At 64.0% G+C, this 15007-nt stretch carries 14 protein-coding genes; 2 read left to right on the top strand and 12 right to left on the bottom strand.

Annotation, left to right across the window (positions count from 1 at the left end; all coding sequences use genetic code 11):
* From ACN0TK_RS09805 to ACN0TK_RS09765, 9 genes are all read right to left on the bottom strand, one after another.
* Window positions 1-686 (bottom strand): GTPase (locus ACN0TK_RS09805; protein WP_417309298.1); only part of this gene is annotated, 686 nt, incomplete at its 3' end.
* A gap of 97 nt (window positions 687-783) precedes the next feature.
* On the bottom strand, window positions 784-1731 hold the full coding sequence (locus ACN0TK_RS09800; RefSeq protein ID WP_417309297.1) for a tetratricopeptide repeat protein: 948 nt from the start codon (window positions 1729-1731) through the stop codon (window positions 784-786).
* 116 nt (window positions 1732-1847) lie between these two features.
* Window positions 1848-3419, bottom strand: coding sequence for a glutamine-hydrolyzing GMP synthase (guaA, locus tag ACN0TK_RS09795; RefSeq protein ID WP_417309296.1), 1572 nt, complete (start codon window positions 3417-3419; stop codon window positions 1848-1850).
* Between the two features lie 81 nt (window positions 3420-3500).
* Window positions 3501-4187, bottom strand: coding sequence for a Crp/Fnr family transcriptional regulator (locus ACN0TK_RS09790; RefSeq protein WP_417309295.1), 687 nt, complete (start codon window positions 4185-4187; stop codon window positions 3501-3503).
* Between the two features lie 46 nt (window positions 4188-4233).
* The gene (locus ACN0TK_RS09785) at window positions 4234-4719 is read right to left on the bottom strand and encodes a TspO/MBR family protein (RefSeq protein WP_417309294.1); all 486 of its coding nucleotides are present in this window, start codon (window positions 4717-4719) and stop codon (window positions 4234-4236) included.
* Window positions 4720-4741: 22 nt separating this feature from the next.
* Window positions 4742-6052, bottom strand: coding sequence for an RsmB/NOP family class I SAM-dependent RNA methyltransferase (locus tag ACN0TK_RS09780; RefSeq protein WP_417309293.1), 1311 nt, complete (start codon window positions 6050-6052; stop codon window positions 4742-4744).
* The gene (locus tag ACN0TK_RS09775) at window positions 6049-6495 is read right to left on the bottom strand and encodes an MAPEG family protein (RefSeq protein ID WP_417309292.1); all 447 of its coding nucleotides are present in this window, start codon (window positions 6493-6495) and stop codon (window positions 6049-6051) included. Before ACN0TK_RS09775 ends, ACN0TK_RS09780 begins: the two co-directional genes overlap by 4 nt.
* A gap of 9 nt (window positions 6496-6504) precedes the next feature.
* Window positions 6505-8007, bottom strand: a complete 1503-nt coding sequence (gene guaB, locus ACN0TK_RS09770; RefSeq protein WP_417309291.1) for an IMP dehydrogenase — start codon at window positions 8005-8007, stop codon at window positions 6505-6507.
* A gap of 153 nt (window positions 8008-8160) precedes the next feature.
* Window positions 8161-9471, bottom strand: a complete 1311-nt coding sequence (locus tag ACN0TK_RS09765; RefSeq protein WP_417309290.1) for a hypothetical protein — start codon at window positions 9469-9471, stop codon at window positions 8161-8163.
* Window positions 9472-9686: 215 nt separating this feature from the next.
* Between ACN0TK_RS09765 and ACN0TK_RS09760 the strand changes: the two genes are divergently transcribed.
* Both ACN0TK_RS09760 and ACN0TK_RS09755 read left to right on the top strand, forming a co-directional pair.
* On the top strand, window positions 9687-11078 hold the full coding sequence (locus tag ACN0TK_RS09760) for an MFS transporter (RefSeq protein WP_417309346.1): 1392 nt from the start codon (window positions 9687-9689) through the stop codon (window positions 11076-11078).
* 57 nt (window positions 11079-11135) lie between these two features.
* On the top strand, window positions 11136-12530 hold the full coding sequence (locus ACN0TK_RS09755) for an MFS transporter (protein WP_417309289.1): 1395 nt from the start codon (window positions 11136-11138) through the stop codon (window positions 12528-12530).
* Between the two features lie 9 nt (window positions 12531-12539).
* Here ACN0TK_RS09755 and ACN0TK_RS09750 read toward each other — a convergent pair whose 3' ends face one another.
* From ACN0TK_RS09750 to ACN0TK_RS09740, 3 genes are all read right to left on the bottom strand, one after another.
* The gene (locus tag ACN0TK_RS09750; RefSeq protein WP_417309288.1) at window positions 12540-13256 is read right to left on the bottom strand and encodes an RlmE family RNA methyltransferase; all 717 of its coding nucleotides are present in this window, start codon (window positions 13254-13256) and stop codon (window positions 12540-12542) included.
* Window positions 13256-14425 carry a Ppx/GppA phosphatase family protein gene (locus tag ACN0TK_RS09745; RefSeq protein ID WP_417309287.1) on the bottom strand — a complete coding sequence of 390 codons (1170 nt, stop codon included), beginning with the start codon at window positions 14423-14425 and terminating at the stop codon, window positions 13256-13258. The genes ACN0TK_RS09750 and ACN0TK_RS09745 overlap by 1 nt, the downstream gene beginning before the upstream one ends.
* A gap of 186 nt (window positions 14426-14611) precedes the next feature.
* Entirely contained in the window at window positions 14612-15001 is a 390-nt protein-coding gene (locus ACN0TK_RS09740) for a DUF2147 domain-containing protein (RefSeq protein ID WP_417309286.1), read from the bottom strand.
* Window positions 15002-15007: the final 6 nt, after the last annotated feature.

Here is a 15007-nt window from a genome sequence, read left to right as displayed (position 1 = left end):
CGGTTGATGAGCGTCGACTTGCCGGCATTGGGGCGGCCGACGATCGCGATGTTGAGATAGCGGTTGGGATCCCAGCGGACTGTGGGCCCATCTTCGGTGGAGCCATCATCTTCGGGCAGATCGACGTCGACCTGCGGCATGGGCAGGCGATCTTCGGCTTCCGCTTCGACCGCATCATTGCCTTCGTTGGCGCTGTCAACGGCAGCAGCGACGATGGCGTGAAGATCGGCCAGACCGGTGCCATGCTCGGCCGACAGCGGCACCGGCTCGCCAAAGCCGAGGTTGTAGCCCTCGAGCAGGCCCGGATCGGCGGCGCGCCCCTCGGCCTTGTTGCCGATCAGGTGCACCTGCTTGCCAGCGCGGCGCAGCACTTGAGCAAAGCGCTCATCCAGCGGGGTCACGCCGGCGCGCGCATCGTACATGAACAGGATGATGTCGGCTTCGCGAATGGCAAATTCGGTCTGCTGGCGCATGCGATCTTCGAGGGAGCCATCGGTGCGGTCCTCGTAGCCAGCGGTATCGAGGATCTGAAAGCGCAGATCGGCAATCCGGCCTTCCGCTTCGCGGCGGTCGCGCGTGACGCCCGGCGTGTCATCCACCAGCGCGATGCGCTTACCGACGAGGCGGTTGAACAGGGTCGATTTGCCGACATTGGGGCGGCCGACAATAGCGACAGTCACGGTCATGGATTGGGTGTACCGGTTTATTGGATCAGCGTGTCATAGCATTGACGGGCGCAACGGCGAAACAGCCGTGCGCCAGTCAATCACCAAATGGGACGGCTTAGTTGCCGGCGGCAGGCGCCGATTCGGCGTCGGTAGGCGCCGGCTCGTCAGCGGAAACCGCTTCAGGCGCAGGCTCGGGGGCCGGTTCCACGACAGGTTCTGCCGGCGCGACGACGACCGGCTCGGCCGGTGCGGGCACGACGGTTTCGTCGGCTTCGTCGGTGGCGGCAGGCTCGGGCGCGGTGTCCATCGCCGATCCATCACTCACGGCAGGCACAGCGTCATCTGCCGGGGCCGCATCGTCGGTCGTCACGGGCGCTACGGGTGGCGGAGCGACTGCATCCGGGGCGCCGGCACCTTCGGCCACCAACTGCGCCAGATAGATCTGCAGGCGATTGCGCGACTGCTGGTCGAGCAGCGGATCGGCCAGAGCCGCTTCGATGGCCGCCTGGGCCCCATCAAGATCGCCAGCCTGGTACTTCACGAGACCAATCGCCTCGCGTGCCGAATTGCGCATCGGGCTGTTGGGATTGTCGAGCGCGCCAACACGGGTTTCGACACCGGAGACATCACCGGCATCCACCAGCTGGTAAGCGGCGAGCACCAGCGCGAGTTCGCGCAGGTGGCTATTGTTCTCATTGGTCGACAGCGCGTCATAGGCGGCGACGGCTTCGGCGGACTTGCCCTGTTCGGCCAAGAGCGCAGCCTCGCGAAACCGCGCCAGCACCGGATATCCACCCGAGCCATCAGCCTCGACGGTGTTCAGGGCATCCTGCGCGGCTGCGATGTCGCCGTTTTCAGCGAGTTCAAGCGCCGAATAGAACTGATCGGACGAGGTCGCAGCGGTGGAGCGCTGCCACCAGGTCCAGGCTTCGTAGCCGGCAACGAACAGCACGATGGCGACAGCGCCGCCGATGACCAGCGGGCCGAACCGACGCCAGGCGTTGCGCATGCGGTCCGAGCGCAGTTCTTCGTCGATCTCGCGAATGATGTTTTCGTTGGCCATTACGTCGGTCGTCCCCGGTCGAAATCGCGCGCACCATAGTGTTGCGGCAGATCTATTGCAAACCTCGTCCGATGTCTGGAAGACACCAGCCGAGCGGCCTGCTGGCGGCTATGCGGTTATTCCCACTCGATGGTGCCGGGCGGCTTGCTTGTCACATCATAAACGACGCGATTGATACCGCGTACGCCGTTGATGATGCGGGTGGCAGCGCGCCCCAGGAAAGCCATGTCGTAAGGGAAGAAATCGGCGGTCATGCCATCGACAGAGGTGACCGCGCGCAGGGCGCAGACGAACTCATAGGTTCGACCATCACCCATGACCCCAACCGTCTGCACCGGCAGCAGCACGGCGAAGGCCTGCCAGATCTTGTCGTATAGCCCGGCCTTGCGGATTTCATCGAGATAGATGGCGTCGGCCTGGCGCAGGATGTCGAGCTTTTCCGGGGTGACACCGCCCGGCAGACGGATGGCGAGGCCCGGCCCCGGGAAGGGATGGCGGCCGACGAAATGTTCGGGCAGGCCGAGTTCGCGGCCAAGGGCACGGACTTCGTCCTTGAACAGCTCGCGCAGCGGCTCGACGAGCTGCATCTTCATGCGCTCGGGGAGGCCGCCGACATTGTGGTGCGACTTGATGGTGACCGAGGGGCCTCCCGAAAAGCTGACACTTTCGATGACGTCGGGATAGAGCGTGCCCTGCGCCAGGAAATCGGCGCCGCCGAGCTTGTGGGCCTCCTCGTCGAAGACCTCGATGAACAGCCTGCCGATGGTCTTGCGCTTGGTCTCTGGATCCGCCTCGCCTTCCAGCGCGCTAATGAAGCGGTCGGCGGCATCCACGTGGACCAGCGGGATGTTGTACTGGTCGCGGAACATCTTCACGACTTCGTCGGCTTCGTTGAGCCGCATCAGGCCGTGATCGACGAGAACGCAGGTGAGCTGATCGCCAATGGCTTCGTGGATCAGGACCGCAGCCACAGAGGAGTCGACGCCACCGGACAGCGCGCACAGCACACGGCCGTCGCCGACCTGAGCGCGGATCTTTTCGACAGCGCGCTGACGATAGGCCGACATGGTCCAGTCGGTGTGCAGGCCGACGATCTTGTGAGCGAAATTGGCCAGCAGCTTGCCACCATCGGGCGTATGCACGACCTCGGGGTGAAACATGGTGGTGTAGTAGCGCTTGGACTCATTCACCGCGATGGCGAACGGGGCGTTCTCGGAGGTACCCACGACCACGAAGCCAGGCGGCAGTTCGGTAACCCGGTCACCATGGCTCATCCAGACCGGATAGCTGCCGCCGACCTCCCAGATGCCCTCGAACAGGGGGCTCATGGTACGGATCTCGACGTCGGCACGGCCGAACTCGCGGCCGTGGCCACCTTCGACCTTGCCGCCCTGCTGCAGGCAGAGCGTCTGCTGACCATAACAGATGGCGAGAATGGGGACGCCGGAGTCGAACACGACTTGCGGGGCGCGCGGACTGTTCGCGTCGGAGACGGAGGCAGGACCGCCCGAAAAGATCACACCCTTCGGCTTGAGCCGGGCGAAGGCTTCCTCAGCTTTCAGGAACGGATGGATTTCGCAATAGACCCCGGTCTCACGCAGGCGCCGCGCAATGAGCTGCGTGACCTGGGATCCGAAGTCGATGATGAGGATGGATTCCTCAGGCAGGGTGATGGCAGCGTCTGTCATGTCGCGGAGTTAAAGTGCGCCCACGGATTCCGCAAGCACCCACTATGCGCGGTCCAGCAGAATCTTCCCGTGATGACCGGCTCAGGCGGCACCGGGCGCCTGCGACTTGCTCAACTTGCCGACAAGGCCGCTGCTGAAGCTCGCGTCGAGGGCGCGGCGGAGGTTGGCATCGCGATCGAGCGCGGCGCGGAGCTTCTTCTGATCGAAGGCGATTACCCGCAGGGGATGGGCGGCGCGTGCGGTGGCATTGGCGTTGGCGCCAGACAGGAAGCTCATCTCGCCGATGAAGTCGCCGGCGCCACAGACGGCGACGATCCTGTCGCCCTGCTCGATCTGCACCACACCCTCAGTGACGAACAGCAAATCGGTCATCGGCTCGCCCTGGCGGGTGAGAACCGCGCCGTCCTCGACTTCGCGGAGTGTCGAAAGCCGCAGCAACCGTTGTGCCACCACACGCTCGACGCCTTTCGGCAGATGCTTGAGAAACACCTGCTCATCGGCGCTGAACCGGTGACGGCGCGCGTAGTACCACAGCAACAGCAGCTGGCCGACGTTGACGGCGACGAATATGGATTCCCAGAAGACCACGACGTAGTCGACGTGGACAAAGGCTCGGTTCGTGATCCGCAGCACGCCGGCAGCAATGGCGATGGCGCGTAGCCAGCTCATGTCGCGCATGAGCATGGAGATGATCAGAAGCGCGTAGGCAAGGTGGGTCAGGACGCTGTCGGGCGCCAAGATGCGCCCGAGAATATCGACGAGATTCATGAAGTGCTTCCGGCGGTCGCGTCCAGCTAGGTAGCCGCCGGGCGCATCAGTTCAGAATAGCAATACTCAGGTTCAGCACTGATGCGAAACCCACCCAAGCCGCATAGGGTACAAATAGCAATGCCGAGATTCGATCTTCGTTCCAACGATTTGCGATGTACAGCAAGATCAGGGCGAGGATGGCCGAAATCACGATGAATGCCGGCCATAGCAGATGCAAGGTGAACCAGGTCGGCGACCAGATCCAGTTGAGCAGCATCTGCCCGCCCCACAGCTTCATTCCGGTCCCTGTGGGGTTGGTCATGAAGGTGCGCCAACCGGCGATGGCGATGAAGATGTAGAGGATACCCCAGACGGGGCCGAACAGCCAATTGGGCGGGTTGAACGGCGGCTTGGTCAGCCCCGCGTACCACTCACCCGGTGCTGTGTTGACGCCAATCAGTCCTCCGACGCCGATGACGACGGCGAGGAACAGGACAAGCAGTCCGATTGATTTGGGGGTAAAGCTTGGGGAGTGGGTCATGGTGCTCATGACTGAGCAACGGCTAGCCCGGTCACTCGGTTTCACCCGCAGCTGATGATTTTTGCAGAACCGCAACATAGAAGCCGTCGGTGCCTGCCGATAGCGGCGAAATGGCAATGCCGCCTTCCGGTCCGAACCGGGCGCGCAACGGTGTGCCAGCGAATAGCGCCATCCAGGACCGGTTGCCTTCGACGGGCGTGAAGTTGGGATGCGCCTCAAGAAAGGCGGCGACCTGACCGGCGTTCTCCTCGGGCAGCACCGAGCAGGTGATGTAGACCAGCGCCCCGCCCGGCTTCACATATCCTGCCGCTTCCTCAAGCACGGCGGCCTGTTCGCTGACGCGCTGCGCCAGCTGTTCGGGTGTCAGCTTCCACTTGGCGGTGGGCTGGCGGCGCCAGGTGCCGGAACCGGTACACGGCGCATCGACAATGACGCGATCCATATGCGCCTTCAGGTCGTCGAGCGCCCCCTCGCCCGGCGGGCGGACCTGAACATTGCGGGCGCCGGCGCGCTTGAGCCGATCATAGATCGGCGCCAGACGGCTGCGGTCCCTATCGTGGGCGAAGATCTGACCGCGATTTTCCATGGCGGCGGCGAGCGCCAGGGTCTTGCCACCGGCGCCGGCGCAAAGATCGAGCACCTGCTCCCCCCCGCGCGCGCCGCAGAGCAGCGCGGCAATCTGGCTGCCCTGATCCTGAATTTCGAACCAGCCCTTGAGGAAGCTCTCGTCCGTCTGGACGTTCGGGGTGCGGCTGTCGCCCGCGCCGGCGGGGATGCGGATGCTGAGCGGCACTGCCCCCCCCTCGGCCTTCACCCGATCGAGCGCCTTGAGCACCCGGTCGCGCCCAGATTTCAGGCTGTTGACGCGCAGATCAAGCGGCGGCCGACTAGCGAGCGCCTGGGCCTCGGCGATCCAGGTGTCACCAAAGGACTGCTTGAGGTGCGGAACGAGCCACTCCGGGATATCGGCCTGAACGTTTTCCGGCGCGTCGGCCAGGGGATCGGCTGCGGTGAGCCGCTGCAGTTCTTCAGGAGTGATCGGGTCCGGGCCGAAGCGATCCTCGGCAAAGGCGGCGCTGAGGGCCTCGGGCGCCTCGCCCCAGTCGCGGACGGCGACGGACAGAGCAAGGGCGCGGGGCGTATCCTCGCCCATTGCAAAGGCATGCGAGCTGCGGCGGCGCAGTGCGTCGTAAACGAGATTGCCGATCGCGGCGCGGTCCCCTGCCCCAGCGAAACGATTGGCCAGGCCCCAGGCCTTCAGCGCTTCTGCGACGGGCCGGCGGTTGGTTTCAAGATCGGCGAGAACGGCGATGGCGGCGGCGATGCGTCCAGGAAGTCTCATGAGGCGCCTCCCAGCGCGTGCAGAACCAGCCGGACGACAATGTCCAGCCAGAGCAGGCCGAGGATCGTCAGCCCGACAAGATAGGCGAAGAACCGGCGAATGACGTGATTGTCGGTGGCGTGAATGACCGCGTGGACAACGCGGCTTAGGACAAAGCCCCAGGCCAGCAGAAGTTCGAACACGGTCGGGCCGAAGAGCAGGGCCAGAATGCCGGCCACATAGAACAGGACCGGCAGCTGAAACTGGTTGTCAAAGGCATTGGACAGCTGACGGGCCCGCTCGGGCCAAACATCGCGCGATAGCGCCATGTCCCGAATGCGGACCTCTCCCCGGGTGATCATCGGGATGCGCACGGCCCCAAGCCGCAAGAGCAGGACGAACGCGATGGCGCCCTGCGTCAGCAGCGCCGCAATGAGCAGCAAGGGGATGGGACCGTTGAGCATCCGAACGGCCTAGTTGCCGCCGCGATAGTTCGGGCTTTCGCGGGTAATCGACACGTCGTGGACGTGGCTTTCGGAGAGGCCCGCGCCGGAGATGCGCACGAAGGTCGCGTTCTGGCGGAAGGACTCGAGCGTCGGCGCACCGGTGTAGCCCATGGCAGCCCGGAGGCCTCCGGCGAGCTGGTGCAGCACATTGCCCGCGGGGCCCTTGTAGGCCACCTGACCCTCGATACCCTCTGGCACCAGCTTGAGGCTGTCGTTGACCTCCTGCTGGAAGTAGCGATCGGCCGAGCCGCGCGCCATGGCGCCAACCGAGCCCATGCCACGGTAGGATTTGTAGGAGCGGCCCTGGTAGAGATAGACGTCGCCGGGGCTTTCGTCGGTGCCGGCCAGCAGCGAGCCGACCATGACGCAGGAGGCGCCGCCGGCCAATGCCTTGGCCATGTCGCCAGAGAACTTGATGCCGCCGTCGGCGATCACCGGGATGCCCTGACGGTCCGCTTCTTCGGCGCATGCCATCACGGCCGCGAGCTGCGGCACGCCGACGCCGGCGACGACGCGCGTGGTGCAGATGGACCCGGGGCCGATGCCCACCTTGACGCTGTCGGCACCTGCTTCGATGAGCGCTCGCGTCGCTTCGGCAGTCGCGACATTGCCGGCGACGATGCGGGTCGAATTGCTTTCGCGCTTGATACGCTCGACCGAGCTCAGCACGCCGGCCGAATGGCCGTGCGCCGTGTCGATGACCAGCAGGTCGACGCCGGCATCGATGAGGGCCAGCGAGCGCTCGTAGCCGGCATCGCCGACACCACTGGCGGCCGCGACGCGCAGACGCCCCTGGGCGTCCTTGACCGCGTTGGGATTGAGCTGGGCCTTTTCGATATCCTTGACGGTGATCAGGCCAACGCAATGGCCGGCATCATCGACAACCAGCAGTTTCTCGATGCGGTTGGTGTGCAACAGGCGCTTGGCGTCGTCCTTGCTGACGCCGTCGCGCACGGTGATCAGTCCCTCATGCGTCATCAACTCCGAGATGGGCTGGCGCGGGTTGGTGGCGAAACGCACGTCGCGGTTGGTGAGAATGCCGACGAGCCGGCCCAGATTGCGGCCACCCTTGCCGCCGTTCTCGACCACGGGGATGCCGGAGATATGGTTGGTTTCCATCAGCGACAGGGCGTCGGCGAGCGTCGCTTCGGGGCCGATGGTGATCGGGTTGACCACCATGCCGCTCTCAAAGCTCTTCACCGCCCGGACTTCTTCGGCCTGAACGGCGATATCGAGGTTCTTGTGGATGACGCCGATGCCACCGGCCTGGGCCATGGCAATGGCCATGCGGCTCTCGGTGACCGTATCCATTGCCGAACTCAGGATCGGCATGTTCAGGACGATGTCCTTGGTGACCCGCGTGCGGATGTCGACATCGGCCGGCAATACGGTCGAATGGGCGGGCTGCAGCAGCACGTCGTCGAACGTGAGGGCACTTTCGCCGGTGATGGAGGTAATGATCTTGGCCAAGGGTGGAGCCCTTCCGTCTGCAACCACAGAAAAATGGAAGCCCGCAGCGGCGGCGAGTCGACGCGGCTACGGGTTGGCGAGGGTCAATAGCACCGGGTCGGCAACTTGGGAAGCCGCGTCACCGACATCCCACATGCAGCCGACAGATTTGGGTCAGGCGACCTCGGGCTCGCGGGCGCCGGGAATCTCCATCGCCTCGACGGCTTCGATCAGCGGGCCGATCTTGTCGACCGATTCCAGATGCCGCTGCTCCATGGAAAAGTTCAGCGTCATGAACTCGCGACCCGGGCAGAAGGTGCAGATGTTTGAGGACGCGTGATAGGCGCCACAGTAGATCGGCTCCATCATCCATTCGGTGACCGGCCCGAAGGTCCGGTGCGGCGGCACCAGTGTCAGCACGGTGTCGGTGCGCCCGGAGAAGCGCCAGAAGCGCGGTCCGTAGAGCGCCGGGAAGATGCGATGGATGGCGCGATGCATGGAAAACAGCGCCAGCACCCGCAGTTGGAACGAGGTGATGTCCCGGTTCTCGATTTCCTTGAGCACCTTGTCGACACCGCGCACATAGGTGACGAAGTCCGCGTCGAACGGCAGCTTGGCCATAAGGGCACGGACCCGGAAGAAGTCGTCGTCCGACGCCGTGCGCTTGGTATCAAGCATAGTATAGGCGGCTGTGATCACCTCTTCGTTGTGCCGCCGGTCCGACTCGGAATGCAGCGCATAGGTCACCAGGGCGAAATAGAGCGCACGCTGGTTGACGCCCAGGCGGTTGCTGAGGCGGCGCAGCCGGTCGCGCTCAAGCGGGACGGTGCGAAAGCCCCAAGGCTTTTCCTTGGGTGCCAGCAGGTAGGCGAAGAAGAGGTGCAGGCTGACGCCGAGGGCGGCGGAGAGCTTGCCCTTCACCCGCTGACCGAGCGGCACCTTGTTGGCCTCGTTTGACTGCACGCCGTGACCGGCCGACTGCGAGCGCGACAACAGCGCCGAATCCGAGCCTTCAAGGACGGCGTGGGCGGCCCGCACCTGAATGATCGACGCCCTGCCCTGGCTGTCCGGTCCATCCTTGCGAGTCGCAGCCATGAAGCGCAGCAGAGGCAGATCGGTATGCTCGAAAATGTCGTCGCTCTTGCTCAGCCATTTGTCGGGATAACCATCGAAGCTATCGACCATTTCCACGGAGGTGATGGCGTCGAGCTGGCTCTCGGTGAAGGGCTGACCCGGGCGTGCTCCTGTGAAGCCGTGCGTCAGCTGAGGCGCCAGAGCAACGACCTGCGACAGCAGATCTTTCAGCATCTTGCGGTCGAACGGCGTGCGCGAGAAGGCCGTGAAGAAGATCGTGTCTTTTCCGGTCAGCAGGTACCACTGGAAGTTCGTGAACAACGCCAGCGGGTCTTTCTGGACAGCAGCAAAGGCAAGATCGAGCGACGTGCTCTGATCTCCGGCGAAACTTGAGGCGGAAAAACTCTTCATGGCGTCCTAAATTCCAAACTCAGCGCAATAAGGCAGGCTTCCATGTGTGGGTCAATTCCCCAGGGTGACAGGTACTTAATGCAGGTGCGCCGTGGTGCATGATTGCATCCACGACGGGGCGATAGTGCGTGACGGGGCGGAGCCTTACGGTTAGACAGGCGCAGCCTGCCTCCATTTCATCGCGCCGACAATCTCAAGTGATCAGACTGGTTCCATTGGTGCTCGCGGTCGCCCTGTTCATGGAACAGATGGATTCGACCGTAATCGCGACATCGCTGCCGGCGATCGCGGCGGATATCGGTGCCGAGCCGATTTCGCTGAAACTGGCGCTGACCGCCTACTTCGTTGCGCTGGCGATATTCGTGCCGCTGTCGGGCTGGATGGCCGACAGATTCGGCGCGCGCAATATCTTTCGCCTGGCGATCGGCATCTTCATCCTCGGGTCGATCTGCTGTGCGATGTCGGATTCACTGCTGACCTTCGTTCTGTCGCGGTTCCTGCAGGGGATCGGCGGATCGATGATGACGCCGATTGCCCGGCTGGTGCTGGTGCGGGCAACGCCACGCAACGAACTGGTCGGCGCGATGGCTTGGCTGACCGTGCCGGCGCTCTTGGGACCGCTGACCGGCCCACCGATCGGCGGGTTTCTGACCACCTTTGCCAGCTGGCACTGGATTTTCCTGATCAATGTCCCGATTGGACTGATCGGTATCTTGCTCGTGACGTTTGTTCTCAAAGGCATGAACGAGCGTGACGCCCGGCCGATCGACCTGCCCGGGCTCATCCTCTCCGGCATTACTTTTGCCGGCATCATCTTCGGTTTTTCGGTGATCAGCCTGCCCGCGATCCCGATCGCCGCCGGGTTTGCCGCAATCGTCATCGGCATGGTCTCGGGATTTCTGTACTGGCGGCACGCGAAGCGCACGGCGCACCCGATCCTCGACCCAAGACTGTTTCGCCGGCCGCTGTTCCGCAATGCCATCATCGGCGGGTCGTTCTTCCGGATCGGCATCGGCGCCTTCCCGTTTCTGATGCCGCTGATGCTGCAGCTTTCGTTCGGGATGACGCCATTCGAATCCGGCATGACGACATTCGTGACGGCGCTGGGCGCCATCGCCTCGAAGTTCTGGACCGAGGGGCTGTTTGCGCGCTTCGGCTTCCAACGCACGCTGATGGTCTGCGCCCTGCTCGGTTGCCTGACGCTGGCCGCCAACAGCCTGTTCGCGCCAGATATGCCGCGCTGGCTGCTGATGGCGGCACTGGTGATGGGCGGGCTGACCCGCTCGTTCTTTTTCACCGGGGTCAACGCGTTGGCGTTCTCCGATCTGGCAGAAAGCGAGAGCAGCCAGGCGACCGCGATCAATTCGGTGGCGCAGCAGCTCAGCATTGCCGCCGGCGTCGCGGTGGCTGGCGCGGCGCTGGAGATCAGTTCGACCCTCAATGGCCGCGAGATCAACCTGAGCGACTTCCATACGGCGTGGCTGGTGGTGGCCGGGCTGGCAGGGTTGAGCCTTCTCACCTTCCTGCGCATGCCGCGCAACGCCGGCAGCGAGGTGTCGGGACATCAGATCCGACCGGTCAACTCGGGCAGATCAACTGACCCCTAGGGCCAAAGTCTTAGCGACAGTGTTTCACCCTCCATGTAAGCCACGACCTGCCCGCCCATGAACAGTTTGCGTATCACCCCGCTGATCCTTGCCGTCGCCCTGTTCATGGAGAACATGGATGCGACGATCATCGCCACGTCGCTGGCGGCGATTGCCGAGGACATCGGCACCGAGCCGATCGCGCTGAAGCTGGCGCTGACGGCCTATCTGGTGGCGCTGGCAATCTTCATCCCGATCTCGAGCTGGATGGCCGACCGGTTCGGGGCACGCAGCGTGTTCCGCTGGGCCATTGTAGTGTTCATCACCGGGTCAGTGTTTTGCGCGGTCTCGAACTCGCTGCTGACCTTTGTCGGCTCGCGCTTCCTGCAGGGTATGGGCGGGGCGATGATGACGCCGATCGCGCGACTGGTGCTGGTGCGGGTGACGCCGCGCAATCAGCTGGTCGATGCGATGGCCTGGCTGAGTATTCCCGGGCTGATCGGCCCTATTGTCGGACCGCCGATCGGCGGCTTCATCACCACGTTCGCCAGCTGGCACTGGATCTTTTTGATCAATGTGCCGATCGGGCTGGCGGGCATTGTGATGGTCAACCGGTTCCTGCCGAACTGGGAGCGCGTTGCCACGCGCAGGATGGACTTCATCGGGTTCTTTCTCGCCGGCACGACTTTCGCCGGATGGGTGTTCGGTATCTCGGTTCTGACGCTTCCAGCGCTGCCCGCCAGTTTCGGTTTTGCCGCGCTGATTGCCGGCACGGTGGCAGCCTTCGTCTACTATCGGCATTTCAAACGCACCGCGTTCCCGCTGCTCGATCTCAGCCTGTTCCGCTTTCCGCTGTTCCGCACAACGGTCATCGCCGGGGCGTTCTTCCGCTTTGGTGTCGGCGCGACGCCGTTCCTGTTTCCGCTGATGCTGCAGATCGCCTTCGGGTTCACGCCGTTCGAGAGCGGCTCGGTGACCTTTGCGGGGGCGCTGGGCGCCTTCATTGCGAAGTTCTTCGCCGAGCGCATTTTGCAAGCTCAGGGCTTCAAGACCTCGCTCATCTATTCGACGGTGGTGACGGTCATCGGCATCTACGCCATGGGTGTTTATGCACCGGGCACCCCAATTCCGGTCATCCTGGCCGTGTTGGTGATTGCCGGATTTTACCAATCGATGTTCTGGACGGCGACCAACGTCTTCACCTTCGCCGATATCGACGACAAGGACGCAGGGCAGGCCAATGTGATCAGCCAGGTCGGTGTCCAGTTGTCGCTGGCCATCGGGGTGGCGCTGGGTGGCGGCGTGCTCGAGGCCTCGCACCTGATCAGCGGCGGTGTCGAACCGAGCCTGTTTGACTTTCACGTCGCCTTCTGGGTGGTCGGGACGGTGGCGCTGGTGTCGACGGCGATTTTCTTGCGGCTGCCCAAACTGGCGGGCAGCGCGATCTCGGGACATGGTGCGCCGGCGGAATAGCCGGACCGCTCAGTCCTGCTGCGGCGCGCCCTTGAAGCCGCGAGCCACGAGGTAGGTCTCGGCGCTGTCGGCACGGCTGGCCTTGGGCTTGGCGTGCTGGGTGGTAGCAAAATTCTGCTTGAGCAGATTGAGCAGCTCATGCTCCGTGCCGCCCTGGAAGACCTTGGCGATGAAGGTGCCGCCTGGCGCAAGCACCTGGATCGCGAAATGCGCCGCCAGTTCGACCAGCGCAATGATGCGAATATGATCGGTGGCACGATGCCCAGTGGTCGGCGCTGCCATATCGGACATGACGACATCAACCTTGTGGCCGCCCAGAGCCGAGATCAGCGCCTCTGGGGCATCGTCGTCATTGAAGTCCTTTTTCAGCAGGATAACGCCCGAGATCGGATCCATGTCGAGATAGTCGATGCCGACGATCAGCGGGTTCTGATCGGTCGAGCCGACCTTGGGCGCCGCGATCTGAGACCAGCCACCGGGGGCCGCGCCCAGATCGACGATCCGCATGCCCTTTTTGAACAGGGTGAAGCGCTCGTCCAGTTCCTGAATCTTGAAGGCGGCGCGCGAACGATAGCCCTCGGATCGCGCCTTGGCGACATAGGGGTCGTTGAGCTGGCGCTGCAGCCACAAGGTCGAGCCAACCTTGCGCCCCTTTGCGGTCTTGACCCGGACTTTCAGCCCCTTCGCGGAGGTGCGGCCAATCCCCTGCCCTGTTCCCTTAGCCACTAGCGTCTCCTCGGTGGTGCAGAGCCGCGATCGGCATCTATCAAAGATATCAGAATGCCCTCGCGCAGGCCGCGATCGGCAACACGGACGCGCTCGGTCGGCCATTCGCGCCGTATGGCCTCGAAGATGGCGCAGCCGGGCAGCACCAGATCGGCCCGGTCCTTGCCGATGCAGGGATGGGCGACCCGCCGCTCAAAGCTCATGCCGAGCAGCGCTTTCATGGTGGCGTCGACCTCGGTGGTGCGCATCCACAACCCGTCGACCTTCTGGCGCTCGTAGCGCTCGAGGCCCAGATGAAGGCCCGCTAGCGTCGTGACGGTGCCCGAGGTGCCGATGAGATGGACCGGATGTTCGGCGATCATCTGGCGCAGTTTCTCGCGGCCACGGAACTGGCGCAGGTGGCTCGCGACATAGGCGACCATGGCCTCGAAGGATTCCGGCGTGACCGTAACACCGCCGAATTTTTCGGCGATGGACACAACGCCGACCGGCAGCGACTGCCAGGAGCGGATCGAGGCCGACATCTTGCCCTGCCGTCGCGGGCGGCCGCCGCGGAAATCGAGCCAGGCCAGTTCGGAAGAGCCGCCGCCGATATCGAACATCAGGGCGCCGGCGCTGCCCTCCTCGATCAGGTCGGCGCAGCCGGTGACGGCCAGGGAGGCCTCGGTCTGGCGGTCGACGATCTCGAGGGTGAGGCCAAGTTCGCGCTCAACCCGCTCGACGAATTCCACGCCATTGCTGGCGGCGCGGCAGGCTTCGGTGGCGATGAGGCGCATGCGCGCCGGTTCGTGATCGCGCAGCTTGTTTCGGCAGAGGCGCAGCGCGTCGATGGTGCGCACGATGGCCGCGTCGGAGAGCCGGCCGGTCGCGGTCAGGCCTTCGCCCAGCCGAACGATCCTGCTGAACCCGTCGATGACGCGAAACCCGCCATCGTGCGGGCGGGCGATCAACAGCCGACAGTTATTTGTGCCAAGGTCAAGCGCCGCATAAAGCGGACCGCGGGCCCGTCGGGGGCCGCCATGCTGCGGTGAGGTCCGCCGTTCCGCTGCCTGGCCGGGAGGACTACTGCCCCGTCTGGCCATCGGCGCCTGGCTTTCGCCCTGCGCCGCGCGGTGCCGCTCTGACCCTGTCGGGCCGGGAATGGCAGCGGACCGATCGGAATCGGCCAAGCTTCAACTCCAGTCCGCGCGGTCGCTGCATGCGGCTTTCCAACCGAGGCGCCCGTCGCGGCTTCATTTCGTGTCGAAGCAAAAGGTAGTGTATCGTCCCCCTCAGCGCAACGCCAAGGTTCTGCCGCAAAGCTGAACGCGGACTGAACGGAGATTCGGCAATGGCGGGTCGTAGGCGCGTCGGCGCTAAAGCCGGCGCAGATCGTAGCTTTGACAGAAAATGCCCGAGCAGGACCTTACCGTGAGCAGATTATCGCCCTTAAAGGCGACCGAGCCCGAATAGGTGTCACCGTCATAGACCACGGTACCGACCCAACTGTTGGGCTCGACCTGACGCGCACCGGTCAGCACGTAATTGTTGAGCAGAGCCAGATTTTCTGCGGTTCGGGCATCGTCGCGCAGCCAGATGAGGCGCGCGCACAGTTCCTGCCCATTGCCACAGCGGCTGACCTTGTAGCGGGATTCGCCCGTGGTAGTTTCCCAGTTGCCGACCGGATTGGGCTCGGCGGCGTGAAGCGCTGGCCCACCAAAGCCTGCAAGCAGGCCGACCACACAGGCTGTAAGTCGAAGAGACATCGCGGC

Source organism: Devosia sp. (assembly GCF_048261455.1).
In the GTDB taxonomy this organism is placed as follows: domain Bacteria; phylum Pseudomonadota; class Alphaproteobacteria; order Rhizobiales; family Devosiaceae; genus Devosia_A.
This window is presented reverse-complemented; position numbering and strand designations above follow the sequence as displayed.